The organism is Paraburkholderia fungorum (genome assembly GCF_902833645.1).
GTDB lineage: Bacteria > Pseudomonadota > Gammaproteobacteria > Burkholderiales > Burkholderiaceae > Paraburkholderia > Paraburkholderia fungorum.
Map to the genome: position 1 here is coordinate 231,298 of NZ_CADFGE010000007.1, position 19,573 is coordinate 250,870.

At 59.8% G+C, this 19,573-nt stretch carries 23 protein-coding genes; 12 read left to right on the forward strand and 11 right to left on the reverse strand.

Annotated features, from left to right (window positions below):
• Positions 1-43: 43 nt before the first annotated feature.
• From HWX91_RS22295 to otsA, 5 genes are all read left to right on the forward strand, one after another.
• Positions 44-319 carry a hypothetical protein gene (locus HWX91_RS22295; protein ID WP_028196811.1) on the forward strand — a complete coding sequence of 92 codons (276 nt, stop codon included), beginning with the start codon at positions 44-46 and terminating at the stop codon, positions 317-319.
• A 302-nt stretch (positions 320-621) separates the two neighbouring features.
• Positions 622-2,019 carry a sigma-54-dependent transcriptional regulator gene (locus HWX91_RS22300; RefSeq protein ID WP_028196812.1) on the forward strand — a complete coding sequence of 466 codons (1,398 nt, stop codon included), beginning with the start codon at positions 622-624 and terminating at the stop codon, positions 2,017-2,019.
• Positions 2,020-3,092: 1,073 nt separating this feature from the next.
• On the forward strand, positions 3,093-3,335 hold the full coding sequence (locus HWX91_RS40860) for a hypothetical protein (RefSeq protein ID WP_081833062.1): 243 nt from the start codon (positions 3,093-3,095) through the stop codon (positions 3,333-3,335).
• 152 nt (positions 3,336-3,487) lie between these two features.
• Positions 3,488-3,700, forward strand: coding sequence for a hypothetical protein (locus HWX91_RS22305; protein ID WP_081833063.1), 213 nt, complete (start codon positions 3,488-3,490; stop codon positions 3,698-3,700).
• 211 nt (positions 3,701-3,911) lie between these two features.
• The gene (gene otsA, locus HWX91_RS22310; RefSeq protein WP_028196813.1) at positions 3,912-5,342 is read left to right on the forward strand and encodes an alpha,alpha-trehalose-phosphate synthase (UDP-forming); all 1,431 of its coding nucleotides are present in this window, start codon (positions 3,912-3,914) and stop codon (positions 5,340-5,342) included.
• 253 nt (positions 5,343-5,595) lie between these two features.
• Here otsA and HWX91_RS22315 read toward each other — a convergent pair whose 3' ends face one another.
• From HWX91_RS22315 to HWX91_RS22335, 5 genes are all read right to left on the reverse strand, one after another.
• Positions 5,596-7,035, reverse strand: a complete 1,440-nt coding sequence (locus HWX91_RS22315; RefSeq protein ID WP_081833064.1) for an MFS transporter — start codon at positions 7,033-7,035, stop codon at positions 5,596-5,598.
• A 156-nt stretch (positions 7,036-7,191) separates the two neighbouring features.
• A complete protein-coding gene (locus HWX91_RS22320) occupies positions 7,192-7,695 on the reverse strand; it encodes a YbhB/YbcL family Raf kinase inhibitor-like protein (RefSeq protein WP_028196815.1) in 504 nt (167 codons plus the stop codon).
• Between the two features lie 171 nt (positions 7,696-7,866).
• On the reverse strand, positions 7,867-8,313 hold the full coding sequence (locus HWX91_RS22325) for a very short patch repair endonuclease (RefSeq protein ID WP_028196816.1): 447 nt from the start codon (positions 8,311-8,313) through the stop codon (positions 7,867-7,869).
• A gap of 30 nt (positions 8,314-8,343) precedes the next feature.
• Entirely contained in the window at positions 8,344-9,627 is a 1,284-nt protein-coding gene (dcm, locus tag HWX91_RS22330; RefSeq protein ID WP_028196817.1) for a DNA (cytosine-5-)-methyltransferase, read from the reverse strand.
• A 270-nt stretch (positions 9,628-9,897) separates the two neighbouring features.
• Positions 9,898-10,224 carry a hypothetical protein gene (locus HWX91_RS22335; protein ID WP_028196818.1) on the reverse strand — a complete coding sequence of 109 codons (327 nt, stop codon included), beginning with the start codon at positions 10,222-10,224 and terminating at the stop codon, positions 9,898-9,900.
• A 176-nt stretch (positions 10,225-10,400) separates the two neighbouring features.
• Here HWX91_RS22335 and HWX91_RS22340 point away from each other — a divergent pair, with 176 nt between their 5' ends.
• From HWX91_RS22340 to HWX91_RS22350, 3 genes are all read left to right on the forward strand, one after another.
• Positions 10,401-10,592 carry a CsbD family protein gene (locus HWX91_RS22340; protein ID WP_028196819.1) on the forward strand — a complete coding sequence of 64 codons (192 nt, stop codon included), beginning with the start codon at positions 10,401-10,403 and terminating at the stop codon, positions 10,590-10,592.
• A 148-nt stretch (positions 10,593-10,740) separates the two neighbouring features.
• On the forward strand, positions 10,741-10,962 hold the full coding sequence (locus tag HWX91_RS22345) for a hypothetical protein (protein ID WP_028196820.1): 222 nt from the start codon (positions 10,741-10,743) through the stop codon (positions 10,960-10,962).
• Positions 10,963-11,201: 239 nt separating this feature from the next.
• Complete coding sequence (locus HWX91_RS22350; RefSeq protein ID WP_028196821.1) at positions 11,202-11,909, forward strand: glutathione S-transferase N-terminal domain-containing protein; 708 nt, start codon at positions 11,202-11,204, stop codon at positions 11,907-11,909.
• A 713-nt stretch (positions 11,910-12,622) separates the two neighbouring features.
• Here the strand turns inward: HWX91_RS22350 and HWX91_RS22355 are convergent.
• From HWX91_RS22355 to HWX91_RS22365, 3 genes are all read right to left on the reverse strand, one after another.
• Positions 12,623-12,895, reverse strand: coding sequence for a hypothetical protein (locus tag HWX91_RS22355; protein WP_028196822.1), 273 nt, complete (start codon positions 12,893-12,895; stop codon positions 12,623-12,625).
• Entirely contained in the window at positions 12,892-13,650 is a 759-nt protein-coding gene (locus tag HWX91_RS22360; RefSeq protein ID WP_028196823.1) for a hypothetical protein, read from the reverse strand. The genes HWX91_RS22355 and HWX91_RS22360 overlap by 4 nt, the downstream gene beginning before the upstream one ends.
• Before the next feature lie 666 nt (positions 13,651-14,316).
• A complete protein-coding gene (locus tag HWX91_RS22365) occupies positions 14,317-14,595 on the reverse strand; it encodes a hypothetical protein (protein ID WP_028196826.1) in 279 nt (92 codons plus the stop codon).
• A 133-nt stretch (positions 14,596-14,728) separates the two neighbouring features.
• On the opposite strand from HWX91_RS22365, the gene HWX91_RS22370 reads away from it, so the two are divergent.
• The 4 genes from HWX91_RS22370 (at position 14,729) to HWX91_RS22385 (ending at position 17,117) form a co-directional block, all read left to right on the forward strand.
• Entirely contained in the window at positions 14,729-15,454 is a 726-nt protein-coding gene (locus tag HWX91_RS22370) for a hypothetical protein (protein WP_042275043.1), read from the forward strand.
• 37 nt (positions 15,455-15,491) lie between these two features.
• Complete coding sequence (locus HWX91_RS22375) at positions 15,492-15,809, forward strand: MerR family transcriptional regulator (protein ID WP_028196827.1); 318 nt, start codon at positions 15,492-15,494, stop codon at positions 15,807-15,809.
• A 213-nt stretch (positions 15,810-16,022) separates the two neighbouring features.
• The gene (locus HWX91_RS22380) at positions 16,023-16,754 is read left to right on the forward strand and encodes a hypothetical protein (protein ID WP_102857315.1); all 732 of its coding nucleotides are present in this window, start codon (positions 16,023-16,025) and stop codon (positions 16,752-16,754) included.
• Between the two features lie 99 nt (positions 16,755-16,853).
• Entirely contained in the window at positions 16,854-17,117 is a 264-nt protein-coding gene (locus HWX91_RS22385) for a hypothetical protein (RefSeq protein ID WP_028196828.1), read from the forward strand.
• Between the two features lie 42 nt (positions 17,118-17,159).
• Here HWX91_RS22385 and tnpC read toward each other — a convergent pair whose 3' ends face one another.
• The 3 genes from tnpC to tnpA form a co-directional block, all read right to left on the reverse strand.
• Positions 17,160-18,737, reverse strand: a complete 1,578-nt coding sequence (gene tnpC, locus HWX91_RS22390; protein WP_028196829.1) for an IS66 family transposase — start codon at positions 18,735-18,737, stop codon at positions 17,160-17,162.
• A gap of 62 nt (positions 18,738-18,799) precedes the next feature.
• Entirely contained in the window at positions 18,800-19,147 is a 348-nt protein-coding gene (tnpB, locus tag HWX91_RS22395; RefSeq protein ID WP_162181292.1) for an IS66 family insertion sequence element accessory protein TnpB, read from the reverse strand.
• Positions 19,135-19,521: an IS66-like element accessory protein TnpA gene (gene tnpA / locus HWX91_RS22400; RefSeq protein ID WP_028196831.1), complete on the reverse strand. Its 387-nt coding sequence runs from the start codon at positions 19,519-19,521 to the stop codon at positions 19,135-19,137. Before tnpA ends, tnpB begins: the two co-directional genes overlap by 13 nt.
• Between the last annotated feature and the right edge of the window lie 52 nt (positions 19,522-19,573).

Genomic DNA, 19,573 nt, shown 5'->3' on the forward strand with positions numbered 1-19,573 from the left:
CGCGTTCGATGCGGATCCCCTAGACGATAACCAGGAGTTCACGATGGGACGACCTAAAATTGGCATCTTCGGCGCGCTGATGGCCCTCGGCGGGTTGCTGGCTCTACGCTACGTACAGCGAAACCGTGCCACACAAATTCCGACGGCGCGTGATCTGAGCCGCTGGGAGGGCGAGGGCGGCGCGGTGACGACCGGCGGCGCGAGCGCGGCAAGCGCTGGCCCGTCCGCGCCAGACACGGCGCACGGCGCAAATGGCTCGCAGCATGCGAATGGCCAAGGCAGTGCATGGCCGTTTCCGCGTAGCGAAGGGCCACAGTGACACCCTTGCGTACGCGGTGATGCCGCAGCGGCCCGCTTCGCCGGGCGGCGTCTGGCGCACATTACAAACGTGTCCCGATAAAACCGTATAATAGGTAAATAGACAACAATGCCGCACCGCGACGGGCGATTCCCTCGTTGATTGTTGCGGTATTGAGTCAAGTCAGGGGTTCGGCGCTATCGCAGAAAGTTGGCGTGTGCTCACATCACGACGCACGCGCAGCATAAGGCGAGCGGCCGGCCGGCACTTCAGCATGCGTTTTGCATGTTTCCCCATTCACGCTTTCGGGCTTTCGAGACGCGATGCCACACGTACTGATTGTCGATGACGATGCCGGTACCCGCGAGGCGCTTGCCGCCATCATCGGGGAAGACGGTCTGACTACCGCCACGGCGGGCGATTTGCGCGAAGCGCGCATTCAACTGGTCCGGCAGATGCCGGATGTCGTTTTTACGGATCTGAAGCTGCCTGACGGCAGTGGAGTCGATCTGTTTGAAGATCTCGATCCGCGCTCCGGCGTGGAAGTGATTGTGATTACGGGTCACGCCACGGTGGAGTCGGCGGTCAATGCGCTGAAGATGGGCGCCACCGACTACCTGGTTAAGCCGATCAATATGCAGCGGGTGAAGGCGATTCTGTCGCGCCTGCCGCGAGCTGGCGACCTGAAGGCGGAAATCGGCACGTTGCGTGGCGAGTTGCGCCGCATGGGCCGGTTTGGGCTGATGCTCGGCAACTCGCCGGCCATGCAGGAGGTTTACGACCAGATTAGCCGGGTTGCGCCGACGGCCGCCTCGGTCATGCTGGTGGGCGAGTCGGGCACCGGCAAGGAAGTGGCCGCCCAGACGCTGCACCAGCTCAGTTTGCGCCGCAAGCATGCGTTTCTGGCGGTGAACTGCGGCGCGATTTCGCCGAACCTGATCGAGTCGGAAATGTTCGGCCACGAGCGTGGTTCGTTCACCGGCGCGGACCGTCAGCACAAAGGCTATTTCGAACGCGCGAACGGCGGCACGCTGTTCCTCGACGAAATCACCGAGATGCCGATCGAGTTGCAGGTGAAACTGCTGCGCGTGCTGGAAACCGGCATGTTCATGCGGGTCGGCACGACCAAAGAAATCGAAACGGACGTGCGCCTGATTGCGGCCACCAATCGCGATCCTGAGCAGGCGGTGCTGGAAGGCAAGTTGCGGCTCGACCTGTACCACCGCTTGAACGTGTTTCCGATCAGCTTGCCGCCGCTGCGCGACCGGGGCAAGGACGTGGAATTACTGGGGCAGGCGTTTCTCGACGAACTCAACGAGCGTCATGGCACGAAGAAGCATTTCCCCGCCGCGGTGAAGGAAATGCTGATGTCGTATCCGTGGCCGGGCAATGTGCGCGAGTTGAAGAACTATGTGCAGCGCGCGCACATCATGTCGGGTACGGATTCCGACAGTACGGCGACGGTGCCGTTGCAGATCACGTTGTCGAAGCCTGCGGCTGGCACGGCGATTACGATTCCGTTTGGGACTTCGCTTGCGGAAGCGGATCGTCAGTTGATTCTGGCTACGCTCGAGCAATGTGGTGGGGTGAAGACGCGGGCTGCTGAGATTCTTGGGATTAGTTTGAAGACGCTGTACAACCGGCTGGTTGAGTATGGGAATGATGCGAGGGATGAGGGGGATGCGGCTGATGAGTCGCCGCGGGCGGATGCGGACGTCTGAAAGATCTAGGGTTGGGCCTGCTCGGCGGGTTGCTTTTGGCGTTGCCTTGTTGTGGTTTGTTGGCGGTGCGCCTTTGGTCTTTCCTTGCTGAGGTGGTTGTCTCTGTTCTGTTGTTGGTCTTTTGGCCTTTCCTTGCTGTGTTAGTGGTTTATTAGCGTTGCCCCTGTGCGGGGCGGCACCTACTTTTCTTTGCCGGCCGCAAAGAAAAGTAGGCAAAAGAAAGCGGCTCAAACCGCTAACTCTTAAGCGGGTCCCCCGCACAGCCACGGTAGTGGTACATCTGGAATCTGTGTCCTCGCACATTCGGCGCTGGTGACAAGGGCGTCATACCTCCCGCGGCGCTGCGCGCGCCGATACCCGGTTCATAAAACCGCCCGCCGGATTTTTGCTTTCGCGGTTTGGTCCTTTCCCCGACTCGTCGTTGTATCGCTGCCACCGGGCTGCGGTCTCACTCTCCCGTTTGTCCCCGTCCCAGACTCGCCGTTGCCTCGCTGCTGGAAGCACAACCGCGGGAGCAATCGCGATCGCGAAATCGATGCACCGACATTCATTTGAAATGGGATTGGCCAACCAGAGCGGGGCGCTTCGCCGAGGCGAAGCCGACGGCCCCCGCTACGCGAAGCGAAGCCGCTGGTTTCCCAGGCACACCCATCCGCGACGCACGCAGTGCGGAGTGGGAACTGATGAGTCCTTTGTCAACGGCGCGGAGTGTGCGGGGGCACGGATTCCAGATGCACCACTACCGTGGCTGTGCGGGGGACCCGCTTAAGAATTAGCGGTTTGAGCCGCTTTCTTTTGCCTACTTTTCTTTGCGGCAGGCAAAGAAAAGTAGGTGCCGCCCCGCACAGGGGCAACGCTAATAAACCACTAACACAGCAAGGAAAGGCCAAGAAGGCAAACGCACAGACACAGCAAGAAAAGACCAAGAAGCGGCCAACGGCCACAAGCAAACCAAGGCAAGCGGGCAAGCAAAACAAAAAGCGCCGCGAAGGCCCCCACCTGCCGGGCAGGCAACCCCTCCCGGCATAACCCTTGCTGCCACCACAACAACCACAAAGCCAAGGACAACGAACATGCCGGACTACGCCGCCGCGACCGCCCTCCCAAAACACGCTCACCGTCCCGAGCCGATCGAACCACCATCACCATCGCCGTCACCAAATCCTGGCGAACCCGACACGATTCCAGGCCCCAGCCCAACTCCAGACCCGATCGAACCGGTTGCGCCGCCGATCGGCGACCCACCCCCGCAACCCACGCAAACGCCACAAGCCAATCGGCGCCTGCTGCCTCAACCCGCACCCGTGCAACTCTGACACGCTCAGTGCGCCGCACCATCGTCCGTCACAGCGATTTTATGTACTTGTTACAAAGTCGACGCATCTTTTACCGGCAATTTGCCGTCGCGACCCCTACACTGAATTGATGCCGTCTCGTTGACGGCGGGCTTCCCCCGGAGGCATCGATCATGAGACATCCAGCATTGCGTCGTTCCGCGCGCCACTCAAAGCGCGATTCCCGGCCGGGCAGCAGCCAGAGTAGCTCGCCAGCGTCGCCAGACCCGGCCGCGCAGAACCGCATCGCGCCCAATGCGCCGCCAGACGGTGAGCACAACCAGGGTGGCGTGCGCCCGGAAGGGCTGGAGTATCAGCGCGATCTCGGCTCGGAACAGGACGCCTGACCCCGTCTGACAGGCGGTAAGAACGGTTTCGGTTTCGTCATACAAAGCAGAAAAAATTTCCTCGCAATGCTTCGGTATTGCGCGTTTTTGCTCGTCCGATACATTTGTAACCATTTTTATTTCCAACATCTCAAAAAACGGCACGCGACTTGCATGCACCGTTAACGCACATATCCGTATGCAACGAAACAACTGACGAGGTGGAGCACCAATGAGCAGACTGATCGTGGTATCGAATCGTGTGGCGCCAATCCAGGAAGGCCGCCCCGCGGCAGGTGGCCTCGCGATCGGCGTGCTGGACGCGTTGAAGGAAACCGGCGGAGTCTGGTTCGGCTGGAGCGGCGAGACGGTGAGCGAGCCGTCATCCCCGGTGATCGAGAAGCAGGGCAATGTGACATACGCGACGGTGGGTCTCACCAAGCGTGACTATGACCAGTACTACCGCGGTTTTTCGAACGCGACGCTGTGGCCGACGTTCCACTATCGCAACGACCTGTCGCGCTACGACCGGCAGGAATATGCGGGCTATCAGCGCGTCAACGCGACGCTCGCCAGACAGCTCAAGGAGCTGCTCAAACCCGACGACATCATCTGGGTGCACGACTATCATCTGCTGCCGTTCGCGCGCTGTCTGCGCGAGCTCGGCGTGAAGAATCCAATCGGTTTCTTCCTGCATATTCCCTTTCCAGTTCCGGAAGTACTCCGTACGATTCCGCCTCACGAGGAATTGGTCAAAGCAATGTGCAGCTACGACGTGGTCGGTTTCCAGACTGAGGCGGATCGCCAGTCGTTCGTCGACTTTATCGAGCGCGGCCAGCACGGCACCTCGAGCGAAGACGGCATGGTGCACGCGTACAACCGCTTCCTTAAAGTGGCCGCATACCCGATCGGCATCTATCCGGATGCGATCGCCAAGGCCGCCGAACAGTTCACCGATCGCAAGCCGGTACGCAGCCTGCGTGACGGCATGCGTGGGCGCAAGCTGATCATGAGCGTCGACCGGCTCGATTATTCGAAGGGATTGGTAGAGCGCTTCCAGGCATTCGAACGGCTACTGCTGAATGCACCGGGTTGGCACGGACGCGTATCGCTGGTGCAGATCGCGCCGCCAACGCGCGCGGACGTGCAGACGTATCAGCGTATTCGTCAGACATTGGAAGGCGAAGCGGGCCGCATCAACGGTCGTTTCGCGCAACTCGACTGGACGCCGATCCAGTACCTGAACCGCAAGTACGAACGCAATCTGCTGATGGCGCTGTTCCGTCAATCGCAGGTCGGCTATGTGACGCCGCTGCGCGACGGCATGAACCTGGTCGCGAAGGAGTACGTTGCATCGCAGGATCCGGCCGATCCAGGCGTGCTCGTGTTGTCGCAATTTGCCGGCGCCGCCGAGCAATTGCCGGGTGCGCTGGTTGTCAATCCGTTCGATCTGTCGCAGATGGCCGAGGCGCTGGAGCGCGCACTGTCGATGCCGCTCGCCGAGCGCCAGGCGCGTCATGCGGACATGATGGCGCCGATGCGCGAGAACAATCTGTCGGTCTGGCGCGACACCTTCCTGGACGACCTGCGCAACATCGCGACCGCCTCTTCGGTCACGGCCAAAGCGGTAAAGCTCGCTGACGTGACGGCATCTTCAAGCTGATTGAATGGCGGCGCGGTTCCTTCGGGAATCGCGCGTGCCGGTCACGTCGAAGCAGAGTCGAAGCACAAAAACAACAAGAGAAAGAGCAGGCGAAAGGACATGAAAAAGGGCGCGGATCGAGGCATGCGATTCGCGCCCTTGTTGTATCGGAGAGCAAGCTCGCGATGAGGTTCGTAGTAAGGTCGCAATGAGGGCCGCAATAAGGCTCGCCATGCACTGACGTCGCTCGAACCGGCGCGCCCCGTTTGCCCATTCAGGCTCGCTGCATCACGCGCAACGTGCTGACCACGGCGGCAACCGCTGAAAAGCACGCGGCCACATACAGCACGATGACCGGCCCGTTGTGCGGCGCGATGCCAAAGATCAGCGCGACCAGCGCGGCACCGAGCGTCTGTCCGGTCAGGCGCGCGGTGCCGAGCATGCCGCTCGCGCCGCCGCTGCGCTCACGCGGCGCGGCGGACAGCATGGTTCGATTGTTCGGCGACTGAAAGATCCCGAAGCCCGCACCGCACAGCGCCATGCGCCAGGCGATCTGCATGGGCTCGGGATGCGCGCCGAGGGTGGCGAGCAGCAGCAGGCCCACCGTCATCGCAGCAAGTCCGACGCCGCCTAGCCAGCCCGACGACACCTTGTCCGACAGTACGCCGGCAATCGGCGCCGCGATGATGATGACTGCCGGCCACGGCGTCATCAGCAAGCCGGTATCGACCTGTGAGAAGCCGAGCGTGTCCTGCAACAGAAACGGCAACGACACGAACGCCAGCATCTGAGCGCAGAACGAACAGACCGACGTGCCGATCGATAAGGCGAACACCGGAATCTTCAGCAAATCGATCGGCAGCAGGGGCGCGGGCTGAGTCAACTGACGGCGCACGAAGAAGTAGCCGATCACGAGCGCGCCGAGTGCTTCCGCGGCGACCCAGCCGACTGATTCGCCGTGACCGAGACCGTCGACGGCGAAAATCAGCAGGCCGAACACAAACGCGTTCATCACCGCGCTCAGATAATCGTACGGCGACTCGTGGCCGGGGTTCATCGGCAACGCCTTGAAGCCGCCGACAATCGCCGCGATCCCGATCGGCACGTTGATCGCGAACAGCCACGGCCACGAGGCGATGGCGAGCACGCCGGAGGCGATGGTCGGCCCGACCGCCGACGACACCGCCACGACCATTGCGTTGATTGCAACCCCGCGCCCTAGCTGTGCGGGAGGATAAATCATCCGCACGAGCGCGGTGTTCACGCTCATCACGCCGGCCGCGCCGAAGCCCTGGACCACGCGGGCGAGCGCGAGCGTCGGCAGAGAAGTGGACAGTGCGCAACCGAACGACGCCACCGTGAACAGGATCAGCCCGGCCAGATAGATGCGCCGGTAGCCGATACGATCGCCGAGCGACGCGAGCGGCAGCAGTGAAATGGTGATGGCGAGCTGGTAGGCATTGACGACCCAGATCGAGCCGGCTGCGCTCGCATGCAGATTGCGTGCGATGGTCGGCAGCGCCACGTTGGCGATCGCACTGTCGAGCACCGCTAGCGTGAGAGCAAGGGCGATGACGAGCATGGCCCAGTAACGCTGCGGAATCGGCAAGCCTTGTTCGGTGCTATCCGCGAGCGTTGGGCCGGCGGCGAGTGAGGTAGCTGAAGCGGCATCGGCCGTCATCGAACTATCCTTGCGCGATGGTTGTGCGTGCATCGTTCTTCTGGATTTGGAGTAAGGCGATTCATCGGCGAGGTGGTGTACCTACCGGCGATGAACCGCGCGCGCTGCGTGCGGCCCCGGAAAGACAAGACGGCGCGCAGCAACGATGCCGTTGCATTGCAGCGGCGCAGCGGCATCGCGTCTCGCGCGTTATTTGAGTTCGTACAGGCCGGTATGAGTGGTTGAGTCGAGCTCGTTCAGATGCGTCATGAAACGCGCGACCGCATTGGTGGTCTCCGCGTTGATCGGCAGGTGCGGCACCTTCAGCGCATGCAGGCGGAAGATGTAGCGATGCGTCCTGTCGCCGCGCGGCGGCGCGGCGCCGCCGTAGCCGACCGTGCCGTAGTCGTTGCGCACCTGCAGCGCGCCTTGTGGCAGCAGCGAACCGTCGGCCTTGCCGGCATTGCGCGGCAGCGAGCGGACATCGGCCGGAATATTGACGACAACCCAGTGCCAGAAGCCGCTGCCGGTCGGTGCGTCGGGATCGTGAACGGTCAGCGCGAAGCTTTGGGTGTCGGCCGGCGGTGCGTCCCACTGCAGCGCGGGCGAGATGTTCTCGCCGTCCACGCCGAAGGCCTTGTCGTGATACTCGTGGGCTTTCGGCATAAAGCCGTTGGTGGGGAAATCGTCGGACCAGAGACGGAAATCAGCCATGGTGTGCCTCCCTTGTTGAGTGGTTCTGGGATGGGCGGAGCGTGTTTTTTGCCGCCGGCCTGCTGCCCGAATTCTGCAAGTCCGGTACGCAAAAATGCCCCAAGCTAGCCAATCGAGTGTATCACCAGCGGCTTGGGGATTCGTTCGAACCGGGCAGGCTACAAGCAGCTTTCAGCCGCGTTCCTCGAAGCGCGCCGCGTCGCTTTTCAACCATGCGACAAGCCGCTGCAACACGCCTTCGATATCCCGATTGGCCCCGCGCAAAGCGCATTCCCACACCACCCCGACGCGCCAGCCGCTCGCGAGCAACGCTGCCTGAACCTTGTCGTCGTTGCTGCGATTGCGGCCGATCTTGTCGCGCCAGAACTCCGGCCGGGTTTGGGGCCATTTGAAGAGATGACAGTCGTGGCCGTGCCAGAAGCAGCCGTGTACCAGCACGACCGCACGGTAGCGCGGCAGTACGATGTCCGGACGGCCCGGCAGATCGCGCGCGTCCAGACGGAAGCGGAAACCCTGGCCGTGCAGCAGGCTGCGGATCAGAATTTCCGGTTTGGTGTTGCGGCCGCGAATGCCGGACATCATCCGGCTGCGCGTTGCACTGTCGACGATATCGACCATCGCTAAGACCCGGATAACGGATCGGGCCGTTCAGGAATAGAGCGAAAGGGTTTGCTTCGAGCCATGGCGTGTTTGCGCGGCAAGCAGGTTTTGCACGTGCGGCAGCATGATGCGCGCCACTTCCCGCATGACCGGCATGACGACGCTGTTGCCGAACTGCCGGTAAGCCTGTGTGTCGCTGACGGGAATTCTGAAGGTATCGGGAAAACCCATTAGCCGCGCGCATTCACGCGGCGTGAGGCGCCGCGGCCGCAACTGTTCGCCCTGGTACACGAGAATTTCCGAGCCGTCCTTGTGATAACGCGCGGAGAGCGTGCGGGTGACGCTGTCGGGATACGCCATGCCGAAGCCAAAGCCGTTGCCCGCCGCGCGATGCTTTGCCGCGTAGTTTTGCAGATAGGTCCAGAGCTTGGGCGTGAGCGTGTACTTCGGCTGCACGCGTTTGGCGGCGTGGTCGAAGAAGCGATCGTGGTCCCACGGCAGCACGGGTTCGCTGCCGTCGGTGCGATGCAGGATCGAGCCCAGGCGTGGACCGCTTTGCGGCAGGCGCAGATCGTCCCAGGAGAACGAGGTCTTGCCGCGAAAGCCAACGATGATGATGCGCTCCCGATGCTGCGGGGTGAAATGCTGGCCGTCGACCACGCGGTAGTGCACTTCATAGCCGAGTTCGTCGCGCAGGGTCTGCAGGATCACGTCGAAGGTGCGCCCCTTATCATGCGAGAGCAGATTCTTCACGTTCTCCAGCAGGAACGCGGCGGGGCGCTTGGCCGCGATGATCCGCGCGACGTCGAAGAACAGCGTGCCTTGCGTCGTGCACTCGAATCCGTGCGGACGGCCCAACGCATTCTTCTTGCTGACGCCGGCAATCGAGAACGGCTGGCACGGAAAGCCGCCGAGCAGGACATCGTGGCTCGGCACATCTTCGGCGGGAAACGAAACGATGTCGCCGATCAACGCGTGTTCGCCGTCGGCCGGATAGTTTTCGCGATAGGTCTTGGTGGAGAAATCGTTCCACTCGCTCGTGAATACACAGTCGCCGCCGTGTGCCTCGAAACCCATGCGAATGCCGCCGATGCCGGCAAACAGATCGATAAAGCGGAACTGGGCGCCGCCCGGCACCGCGCCAGCCTGCGTCCGGCCGCTGCTATGCAGCAGATCGCGCAGGGCCGGTTCGAGCATGGACGGGCACGGCGTTTCGCCCTTTTCCCAGCGCCGCACCGTCTTGATGTCCTTGCCGACGTGCGCTGCGATTTCGCGTTGAGTGAAGCGGGCGCGTGCCTGTTTGAGCAGGTCGAGCGGGGCGGCGACGGTCACGGAGGTCCTTGCTGGGAATTTTTGCGGACATTATGACCTAAGGTCGTCCCTTTTTCCTATTTTTGCTGACGAAGACCGGAAATCTTCCGCAACGCAACAACGCGTTTCTCCTAAACGTGACTGTCACAGTTGAACGTGTAGGCTTGTGGTGTGACGCGAATTCCCCGCGTTGCGACGTGTTCAGGCCGCGACAGGATTCGCGGCCTTTTTTTAACAGGGGAAAATGGGCTCGGCCGGCGCAAAAGGCCGGCCATCAAGGCTTGCAGCGGGTCAGATATGGGGGTAGGCCGTCACTGCGTGTACTGGCCGGAGCGGCATGGCCGTTGTCGGCGGCAACTCGTCCAACGCCGGCTGGGCGCTGGCCTCGAATTGATCGAGTTGCAGCAGCAGGCTGTCCACGCCGCACAGTTGCGCATGGGACAACTGGCCGGCGTCGAGCAGCTGGTGCAGGCGCTTGCGCCAGTAGGCGGCGGGCAGAATCGGGCCGCCCAGATCGCCGAGTAAAGACGGTCGCATGACACGCCCGATATGCGCGATGTCCTGATCGATCAGCGTCGCCTGAGTTGACCCCGTCAGCGTAATGAGTGTGCGTTCCATAGCCCCTCCATGGCACCTTTACGGCAAGCTGTGGCGGGACTTTAGGGGTTTTTGAAAATATTTTTGCGGCCGGCCTGGCCCGGCAAAACCGACCGACGGCGGCTACGGGCACACCCGTTGCTGTATCGGGATACTGGCGCAACGTCGTGCCGGCATTTCAGATACTGGAGCTGATTATGAACAAGGATCAAGTCAAGGGCGTCGGCGAGCAGATCAAGGGCAAAGTCAACGAAACCGTCGGCAAGGCCACCGATAACCCGGGCAAGGAGCTTAAGGGCGATCTTCAACAAGCCGCCGGCAAGGTGCAAAAGGCCTACGGTGACGCCAAGGAAGACAGTAAGGACAAGGCAAAGCACAACGCGCCTTAATTCGGCTCGTGGTGTTGCTTGATGGGAAAGGCGCTTCGGCGCCTTTCTTGTTTTCGCCTGGGAGTAACCCGGGTTTGCCTGCGTGAACGCCCCGCGCGCCGTGCGGCACCTTTAGACTTGGCGCATCCAACCCGGAGGAGGCGCGCCAATGACACCCGAAAAAGTGCTTTCGATGTTCGAGCGGCAGTACCTGCAGGGCAAAGCGCCCGTCGACCTCGAAACCACCTGTGCAAGTTTTGCCACCTGGCTGGCGGCGATGTGGGAGCAACTTGGCGACGAGCAGAAGGCCATGCTGCTGACTGTCGGCGCGGTGCTGTGGCGCGAGGGCTATAACCTGAGCGCCGGCACGGCGACCAAGGATTTATGGTGAGTTGCTTTGAGTCGCGTTGAGTTGCAGTGACGCGTGGCGCCGTCTTGTGGTTCGGCGGTGGGAGCGCGCGGTGAACGGCCGCGTCGCGATGTTCCGAGTCGGTCTTGTACGCGTTGCGCCGAGTCGGTTTATATTTGGCGATCGCGCGTTCGGGTCTTTCCTGGCGGCCTGCCGGCCGAGCGCGGATTCCCGATTCCGATTTTCAGCCGAAGCTCTCCCACAAGGGTTACATCATCACCATGACCGATCTCTCCGCCTTCCCGATCACGAAGAAATGGCCTGCCGAGCATCCGGACCGGATTCAGCTCTATTCGCTGCCGACGCCTAACGGCGTGAAGGTGTCGATCATGCTCGAAGAGACCGGCCTGCCCTATGAGCCGCACCTCGTTCGCTTCGATACGAACGATCAGATGTCGGCCGAGTTTATGTCGCTGAATCCGAATAACAAGATTCCGGCGATTATCGATCCGAATGGCCCTGGCGGTAAGCCGCTGCCGCTGTTCGAATCCGGCGCGATTCTGATCTACCTCGCGGACAAAGCCGGCAAATTCATTCCGCAAGATGCCGCTGGCCGCTATGAAGCGATCCAGTGGGTGATGTTCCAGATGGGCGGCATCGGGCCGATGTTCGGTCAGTTGGGTTTCTTCCATAAGTTCGCGGGCAAGGAGTACGAAGACAAACGCCCGCGTGACCGCTACGTCGGCGAGTCAAAACGTTTGCTCGGGGTGCTGGATCGGCAGCTCCAAGGACGTGACTGGATTCTGGGCGATCAGTATTCGATCGCCGATATCGCGACCTTTCCGTGGGTGCGCAATCTGATCGGCTTCTACGAAGCGGGGGATCTGGTCGGGATCGAAGAATTTTCGAACGTGAAGCGGGTGCTGGCGGCGTTCGTCGCGCGTGGGGCAGTGGCGCGGGGATTGGAGATTCCGAAGCGGCCAGCTTGATGGATTCGGGCGAGCGGGGGGCGTAAGCGGCGACGCCGCCCGCTTGGCGCATGCACATCGAGCAATAGACCGGACGCCGCCACGATCAGCACCCGAGTGCGGACGTCTTGGTTTTTCGGGTGTGCTTGCCTGACCATGCTTAACACTACGTCGCCCCCGATCGTCTTATGCTTGCCGGATAACGAATCGGGGATCCCATGACTTACCCATACGACTTGATCTCAGGCGGATTGTGCCTGGCTATGGCCGTTGCATGTCTTGTTGCGCTGCTTGTCGCCTGACCCTGTCGCAAAACAGGTGGCTATGCTCATCGATACGCCCAGCAAATCTGGTTTGGATTGTGCAACTGTGGGCGATGATGGCAGCAAAAAACCCCGCAGCGCGAGGCTTTCGGGGCTTTTGTGGGCAAACTTGGGAGACGCTGGGAAGCTACTTGGTCCCCCCGACAGGAATCACATGCTCAGTATGACAGTGATCTAAAGGATGTTCTTCCTATTTTGTACCCCCATGTGTACCCTCAAGGCTTTTGGGGGTATTTCTGGCGCTCCGGACTCGTCGTCGATGGCCAAGGGCGTCTCTCATCAGCGTATTGGGCAGGAGGACTCTTACCGCGCGACAAGGAGCATCGCGACGCGGCTTTGAGCGTGATTTGGCCGCGCCATCGCACATGAAAAAAAGGGGCCGTAGCCCCTTTTTCTCTTTGCTCCAAATTGTCAATCTTCGAACTGCTTTTTCGGTAACTCCGTAGAGCCGAGCATGCCGTCACGGTACATGGCGACTACCGTCTTAAAACCAAATGCGCTTCGACTGAGATCTACCACAGGCAGGGCTTTGCTATCTGCGGGGTCAAGACTTATCTTGAATTCTGCGGGGTCGATTTCGTCGTGGCGACCGAAATTCGGCTGAGTTTTGCCCGACGATGCAGTATTTTCGTCAGCGGATCGGGGCATGTCGGAGCCAATATTGAACCCAAATTTCCAGTTCATATGTTTTTCTCCTTACAATAAGATTCTAGCGCAGCAACGGATGCCCTGATGGGAGAGCAGTCAAAATCCATGAACCAGCCGTTGCCACAAATCTTCCACCATTCTTTCCCATGCTTTGCTTGTAGCACATCCTGTACCGTCCGGCAATTCGCCAAATCCGCAGGCCGACACGGGAAAAACGGGGCCAAATCTGAGGCGCAAGTAAATGGCTCTGGATTGCCGTAGTCGTCTTCCATCGCCTTCGACAGATCCATGTCGAAGCCATATCGCGCCCACGCATAGTAGCCAAGCCAACGCTCATCTGGCCAGAAGCGACCGCCGGCCGCAAGGAGTTGAATTCGCCTGATTTTTCGACGCATGCAGAAACGAGCTATCTTCGCCGTAAGGATTGCCCCCATGTTCGGTGGCGCAGCATCATTAAAAGCGACGTCCTTTATATAGATCGCGTACCCACCGTTGTCATTGACAATCCCGATGATGTTTTGCCCTGTAATCCATGTGGGGTGACTCACGAAAAAATAAAGCCCCGGCGGCGGTTTGTCCGCGCCTTGATAGCCCCAGTTTCTCATTAGCTGCGCGTCAACAGTGCTTCCGGTCGGCGCGCCCGCGAGGTCCAGCACGTCGCTGACAGTGGGGAAGATACCCGGGTTCCCCAGCATAGCAGCTTTGGCGTTTGGCGTTAGAGCCGGAGACGTATCGAAGTTGGTCTGTTCGAATTGTGACTTCGCGGCGTTGGACGGAATTACGACCGGCATAGCGTCTTTGGTTTTTGTTGAATGTCGGGGCGTAATAATAATCCAAAAGGCTCAGCCTCCAACACCGTAACGGCGAACATACTGTACGGAAGCCCACAAATTTTTGAGGAAGCGCCAACTAGCTCGCAATGCCGACTCGCTTTTGTAGCTGGACCGTTTTATATCCACCGCCTGGCCATCCTTAACACATCGCTATCCCCGTCCGTCTTATGCTTGCCGGATAACGAATCGGGGATCTCGTGAAACGTCACTATCACCTTCTTGCCGGCGGCCTGTTTATGGCTCTGGCGTTCGCATGCTTGGCGGTGCTGCTGGCCGGATGACGAGCTGCCCGCCACCAGGTTGCAGAGCAGTGCGGCGCGCATGCTGTCGACAGGAGTCACGTCGTGCTAGATCTCATCGATTGGGACTTCGTAGCGCGTGCCACAGGCCTTGCAAACGACCGGCTCGACAGTTCCCTGTGCATCGAGTGGTACAAGCGGCTGCTCCTCGCCGTTAAGGAAACAGACCGGGCAGGGGAGATGCCCGTGCGGCCCTAGCTGGGACCAACGGTCGACAAAGTGTTGGATCTCCATGGGCGGCGCGTCGATCGCCTCAAGGTGATCTAGCAAGACGTGGAAAAGTGGAGCGTTCTGCATGTCGTCTCCATAGGCGGTATGTTTCATGTTACCCGGACGTACACGAGAACGTCAGTTCCGCCTCTTGCGGCGTCCAACCGCGCACGCCGTGCGTCTGCATGTCGACCTGATGCATCTGCTTGCCCTGACTGCTGCAGTATTCATCCGCACGCTTCAGACTGGTCGCTTTGATCTCGCCCCATGGCGTCATGCCGCCGCGGACCTGCGTGGTGACGGTGTAGCGCCCATCACCGGCTGGCGTTACCTCGGAGATAGATGTGCATGCAGCGAGCACGGTCAGCGCTGCCAGAGCTAGTTTCGTTTTCATTGTTTCCGCGAATTGTGGATATAGTTTGAACCGCTATTAAAGCCGCTGCAACGCGAGCATAGGCCGTGCCGGTGTCGGCGGATCACCTCTAGGACAATTGCGTTAAGAGGGCGGCTGCCTTTAGCATTCGCGCATGAAAAATTACCGAAACGATACATTCTTTTCGCGCTTGATTGCACCTATGCTTGGCCAACTTCGGAGCATTGCCTTGGGCACCCGTGGAGAGCAGTCCGTCGACGATTTGAAGAATGAAGCTTGGATCGCGGCGCAAGATATTCGCAGCGAGATCGGCGATGCAGTCGAACCGGAAGACGAGCGCTTACAGATGGCCGTGCTATCGAAACTGAGGAAAGCCTTCGGTAAGTTCGTGAATCGAAAAATGCGGTTCGCTGTGCAACTCGATCATGAGCGAGTCGGCGACGACGGGGAGTTTCTGTTGAACAGTGTTGCAGCCAGCCTGACGGGCCCGGAAAACTATGAGCCAGAAATTGCACTCACGTTAAGAGAAGACCTTGCCGCTCTCGAGCTCGGTTTAGCCGAGCGATTTTCTGAGGCGGTGGCCTATTTGCGTACACTGAGCCATTTCGATCACGACAAACAAGTCATCGCGAACTACCTAGCGATTCCAACGAGTACACTCGAAACTAGGCTCCGGCGGGCGGAAACAGTTGCGGCAACACAGCCGTCGGTGTTTGATGGCGTCGAATCCGTGCCTCTTGCCTTTGTGCCTCTGCCGGGCAAAGTTAGGTTAATGCCGCGGCGAAGCAAGCGCGATCGTTGGTTCATATGCCTTAATCAACGATCATCACAGTTGCGCCTGCTTTCTGCGTTCCCGGCGCTATTTCGCGGGCGCGCCTAAGACTTAGGGCGCTACGCATCAACTATCGTGGGGCACGATGGACATTGCAAAAGGAAAGCGCGTAAGCGCCGCCGAGGCAGCAGAGATCCTCGGCGTGCCGCGTTACGCGATCAGTCGGCTTGACCGTGCCCGCGAGCTCATCAAGCGGTACAAGCTCGGGCACAAGACGCACGTGTATGACCTCGATTCGCTGTACGCATTCCTTGAGGTGTCGCTAGTGAAGCCAATCCCAAAACCCTCCGTGACATCGTCTGCGTCGGCTCGAGATCCCTTGCATGACTGGAGTCCGGAAAAGAAGCCATTCAGCCTCCGTGAATTCATTGATCCACCAGGCGCTTCAAACAAGAAACGGTAGGCTTTTACGTATCAGCACCAAGGGCAGACTGCAGACTCGTTGGCAGCGCGCCGATCGCTTCCAGCTGATCCAGTAACACGTCAAACAAGGCGGGATTTAGCATTGCTGCTCAGCAGGACAGGTTCGCGTATCCTAGCACTCGTCGGCGCGATAGATCGACCGCTAGATGCGAATCTTGGCGCGCGGTAGAGCATGGGTATGCCCGGAGGTGAAATGCCAGTCGCACACTTTTATAGTCGATCACTTTTTGGCGTTTTGGGCTTTGACGTTCCAAAACAATTGGTTCATTTGGGTGAATTCGTTGGTTCTCGTTCGCCAAACATACTCGACGCAAATGCTCGTTTTTATCTTGTTCATTGCGAGAACATTGCAACAAGACTAGCCGATGTATGCTATTTCCAGCTGAGCATCGAAGGGCTGCTGGCGGCCAAAGATCACAAATACAAGTTGTCCTTACTGGTGAGGACGAACTTGGTGGCATATTTGGGCGCGGTCAAATCCTATTTGGATGCGATTGCGACTTGCATTGACGCAATCTATGGCCTCGCTCTGAAGCGGATGAACCTCGATCTTTGTCGCGATCAACTGCACGTCAAATTGGGCGAAATAGATCCGGAAGCATCTGCAAACTACGCGGCGCACTCAGAATTTTATAACCGCGTAGGACTGTGGCGAAATGCAGCTTTGCACGAAGTGTCCCCGTTAGTGATGGAGTGCGGTCCTTCATGGGCTCGACCGGGTTCGCCCGCATACGGTCAATATGGCGATCATTCGGAGGTAAGGATGGTGAACATTCCCGGATTCAGCCCGGGAGATATGGCGAGCGCTCCTGCAACCGCTATCTGGGTTAAGCCAAACTCGTTCTTTGCGGCTTGGAATCAGTCAATTGATCAACTTCTGACATTGATATGCAATGACATCATGAAGCACTGTCCCGCAGCCTAATCTGGGCGCAACATAGCCGCCGCCCGCGGCGCAATACAGCCCCGAGCTAGATGCAGCGCCCGCGCCAGCTCAGAGTTCGAACAACGACTAAGGACGTCAATGAAGCTTTCGACTTATATCGCTCAGCTTGAATCGATACTCAATGCGTATGGAGATTTGGACGTGTTCATCTCAAACCACGCCAACGGGTTGAGCGGTCAGGGACTGGTCGATCTGTTGGAGCCACCTGTACCGCAACTCACCCCTCTCGTTTTGCGTCAAGGCGATGTAGAGCGGATGTATGTGAATGAGGGGGGAAAAAAGCCGTCTCCTGAGTTGGTGTCGATCCTCGTGCCTGCTGGCTCAGGCGTGAAGTTGCTTTAACTTCGCGGTAAGCGCGCAGCAAACCTACCTTGACGGGTGGCGCTAGTTGACTATCACAGGCGGACGCCGGCGATGCGGCAGCAATGCAGAGATGTCGCTGGCCTTGTGGGTCGGCAGCCGCGTGAGGATGTCCTTCAGATAGGCGTGCGGGTCGTGGCCGTTGAGTTGGGCCGAGCGTATCAGGCTCATGATGGCGGCAGCACGTTGGCCTGCCCGTAGCGAGCCGGCGAACGACCAGTTGGCCCTTCCGATGGCCCATGGGCGGATCTGGTTTTCGACCCAATTGTTGTCTATGGGCACGTGCCCGTCGTCGAGATAGCGCGTGAGCGCTTCCCAACCTTTGAGGCTGTAGTCCAGCGCTTTCGCAATCGCTGAACCTTCCGAAACCAGCTTACACTGCGCCACCATCCATTCATAAAGTGCGTCACACACCGTTTTGGCCCGACTCTGCCGGAGTTTGCGCCGCTCTTCGGCATCCAGCACTGCAGCGTCGCGCTCGATATCATAAAGCGCAGCGAAGTACGGCATGGCCCGTCCAGCGGCGTGGCTGCTGTGATTGGCATGCAGGTCGAAGAACTTGCGCCGTGCGTGCGCAGTACATCCGATTTCAGTGATGCCCTGCTGGAATCCAGCCTTGTATCCGCCGTAGTCGTCGCACACCAGCTTGCCCTGCCAGCCGGCAAGGAAGGTGCGGGCGTGTTCGCCTGCACGGCTGTCGGCGAAGTCGTAGACCACGGCGCGCAGCTCACTGAAGTGCGTTGGCGTATACACCCACAAGTACGCCCGGTGTGTCTTCCCTTTACCTGGACCAAGCATCTGTACCGGTGTCTCATCCGCATGCACCACACCCTGCTGCAGGATTTCCTGATGGAGGGCATCAACCAGTGGCTGCAACTGTGCGCCGCACATGCCGACCCAGGCACCCAATGTCGATCGCGGTATTGCCAGACCCGCCCGCGCAAAGATCTGTTCCTGACGATACAGGGGAAGGTGGTCAGCGCATTTGGCAACCAGCACTGAGGCCAGCAGCCCGTGGTCGGGATGGCCCTTGTCGATAACGTGTGCGGGCACTGGCGCCTGAATCAGCGTTTCGCAGTTCTTGCATACCCACTTGCCACGGATATGCCGCTCAACCGTGAACACGCCCGGCGTGTAGTCCAGCTTCTCGCTGATGTCCTCACCGATGCGCACGCGCTCGCAGCCACACTGGCATACGGAGCTATCCGGCTCGTGGTGGATCTCTGTGCGCGGCAGTTGCGCTGGCAGTGATGCGCGTTTCGGTTGCTGGAGTGACTGGCCGGCTGTGGCTTGTGGCTGAAGCTGCTCGAGCTCCAGTTCAATGGCGGCCAGATCCGCGTCGATCGCTTCTTCCAGTAGGCTCATCTGCTCGCTGCTGAACTGTTCGTTGCGCCGACCGTACTGCTGGCGCTTGAGGATGGAGATCTTGTGGCTCAGCTGCTCGATAAGCGTCTGTCGATAATGCAGCTCGCATTCGTCGTCCTCGACCTCCCGCGTCTTCTCAATCTCCCGCTCTCTGTCCTGCACCTGGGCAATCAGTTGCGCGGCGAGCGTGCGCAACTGTTCCGGGCTGAGGGCGTTGAGGTCGGCGGGCAGGTTGATGTAAACCAGTCTGCCAGAACCCCGGCACCATGGAAGCGCAACAGTTAACGTCCCTGTAGGCCTCATACGACGCGAATCACACCGTTCGGGCCGATGCGCTGCCACGGCAGACCCACCACCAGACCTCCGAGCTGCTCCTGCGTGAGTGCGTGTTGCTTTGGTTCGCTACCAGCGTGAGGCCAGACGAACTGTCTCTCGTCCAGTCGTCGCTCTGCCAGCCAGATCCCGATTCCGTCGTGAACAAGCACCTTCAGGCGATTGGCCCGCCGGTTGGCAAAGAGGTAAGCATGGTGCGGACGCGCCGCGCCAAACACCGTAATCAACCGCGCCAGTGCCGTATCGAAGCCCGCACGCATGTCCAGTGGTTCGACTGCCAGCCATGCTTCATCAATGCGGATTACGCGAGCCACTCTCGCAGCCAGGTGGCGCATTGTGCTGCCTCTGATGTCGGCCAGCTAACCGTTATCGACTGGTCCGCGCGGCGCACTTCGACGCGGATCTCAGCCGGGCGCACGTTCTTCGTTTCGAGCGGGAGCGGCACGAATGCCGGCGCCACTGCCGACTGCACAGTCACATCGCCACGCGAGACGAGAAAGCGTTCGTTCCCTTCGGCCCGTTTTACCCAACGCCGGAGCAGATTTGCGTTCAGCTTGTGGTGCAACGCGATGGCCGCGAGCGATACCCCAGGCCCCTGGCAGGCTGCCACCACCTGGGCTTTGAACTCGACGCTATAGCGCCGGCGTCGGCGGCGGCCAACTGGCGCTTCTTCTTCGCTAGTGTTCACGTGTCCACCTATTTAAGTGGATACGATGCTCCCAAGACCTTCCGTGCAACTC

Coding starts and splice junctions, on each gene's coding strand:
- HWX91_RS22375 (WP_028196827.1), top strand. CDS start 15,492: ATGGACATTGCAAAAGGAAAGCGCGTAAGCGCCGCCGAGGCAGCAGAG.
- otsA (WP_028196813.1), top strand. CDS start 3,912: ATGAGCAGACTGATCGTGGTATCGAATCGTGTGGCGCCAATCCAGGAA.
- HWX91_RS22305 (WP_081833063.1), top strand. CDS start 3,488: ATGAGACATCCAGCATTGCGTCGTTCCGCGCGCCACTCAAAGCGCGAT.
- HWX91_RS22340 (WP_028196819.1), top strand. CDS start 10,401: ATGAACAAGGATCAAGTCAAGGGCGTCGGCGAGCAGATCAAGGGCAAA.
- HWX91_RS22325 (WP_028196816.1), bottom strand. CDS start 8,313: ATGGTCGATATCGTCGACAGTGCAACGCGCAGCCGGATGATGTCCGGC.
- HWX91_RS22335 (WP_028196818.1), bottom strand. CDS start 10,224: ATGGAACGCACACTCATTACGCTGACGGGGTCAACTCAGGCGACGCTG.
- HWX91_RS22380 (WP_102857315.1), top strand. CDS start 16,023: ATGCCAGTCGCACACTTTTATAGTCGATCACTTTTTGGCGTTTTGGGC.
- HWX91_RS22350 (WP_028196821.1), top strand. CDS start 11,202: ATGACCGATCTCTCCGCCTTCCCGATCACGAAGAAATGGCCTGCCGAG.
- HWX91_RS22320 (WP_028196815.1), bottom strand. CDS start 7,695: ATGGCTGATTTCCGTCTCTGGTCCGACGATTTCCCCACCAACGGCTTT.
- HWX91_RS22300 (WP_028196812.1), top strand. CDS start 622: ATGCCACACGTACTGATTGTCGATGACGATGCCGGTACCCGCGAGGCG.
- HWX91_RS22295 (WP_028196811.1), top strand. CDS start 44: ATGGGACGACCTAAAATTGGCATCTTCGGCGCGCTGATGGCCCTCGGC.
- HWX91_RS22315 (WP_081833064.1), bottom strand. CDS start 7,035: ATGCACGCACAACCATCGCGCAAGGATAGTTCGATGACGGCCGATGCC.
- HWX91_RS40860 (WP_081833062.1), top strand. CDS start 3,093: ATGCCGGACTACGCCGCCGCGACCGCCCTCCCAAAACACGCTCACCGT.
- HWX91_RS22365 (WP_028196826.1), bottom strand. CDS start 14,595: ATGAAAACGAAACTAGCTCTGGCAGCGCTGACCGTGCTCGCTGCATGC.
- HWX91_RS22385 (WP_028196828.1), top strand. CDS start 16,854: ATGAAGCTTTCGACTTATATCGCTCAGCTTGAATCGATACTCAATGCG.
- HWX91_RS22360 (WP_028196823.1), bottom strand. CDS start 13,650: ATGCCGGTCGTAATTCCGTCCAACGCCGCGAAGTCACAATTCGAACAG.
- HWX91_RS22370 (WP_042275043.1), top strand. CDS start 14,729: ATGAAAAATTACCGAAACGATACATTCTTTTCGCGCTTGATTGCACCT.
- HWX91_RS22345 (WP_028196820.1), top strand. CDS start 10,741: ATGACACCCGAAAAAGTGCTTTCGATGTTCGAGCGGCAGTACCTGCAG.
- HWX91_RS22355 (WP_028196822.1), bottom strand. CDS start 12,895: ATGAACTGGAAATTTGGGTTCAATATTGGCTCCGACATGCCCCGATCC.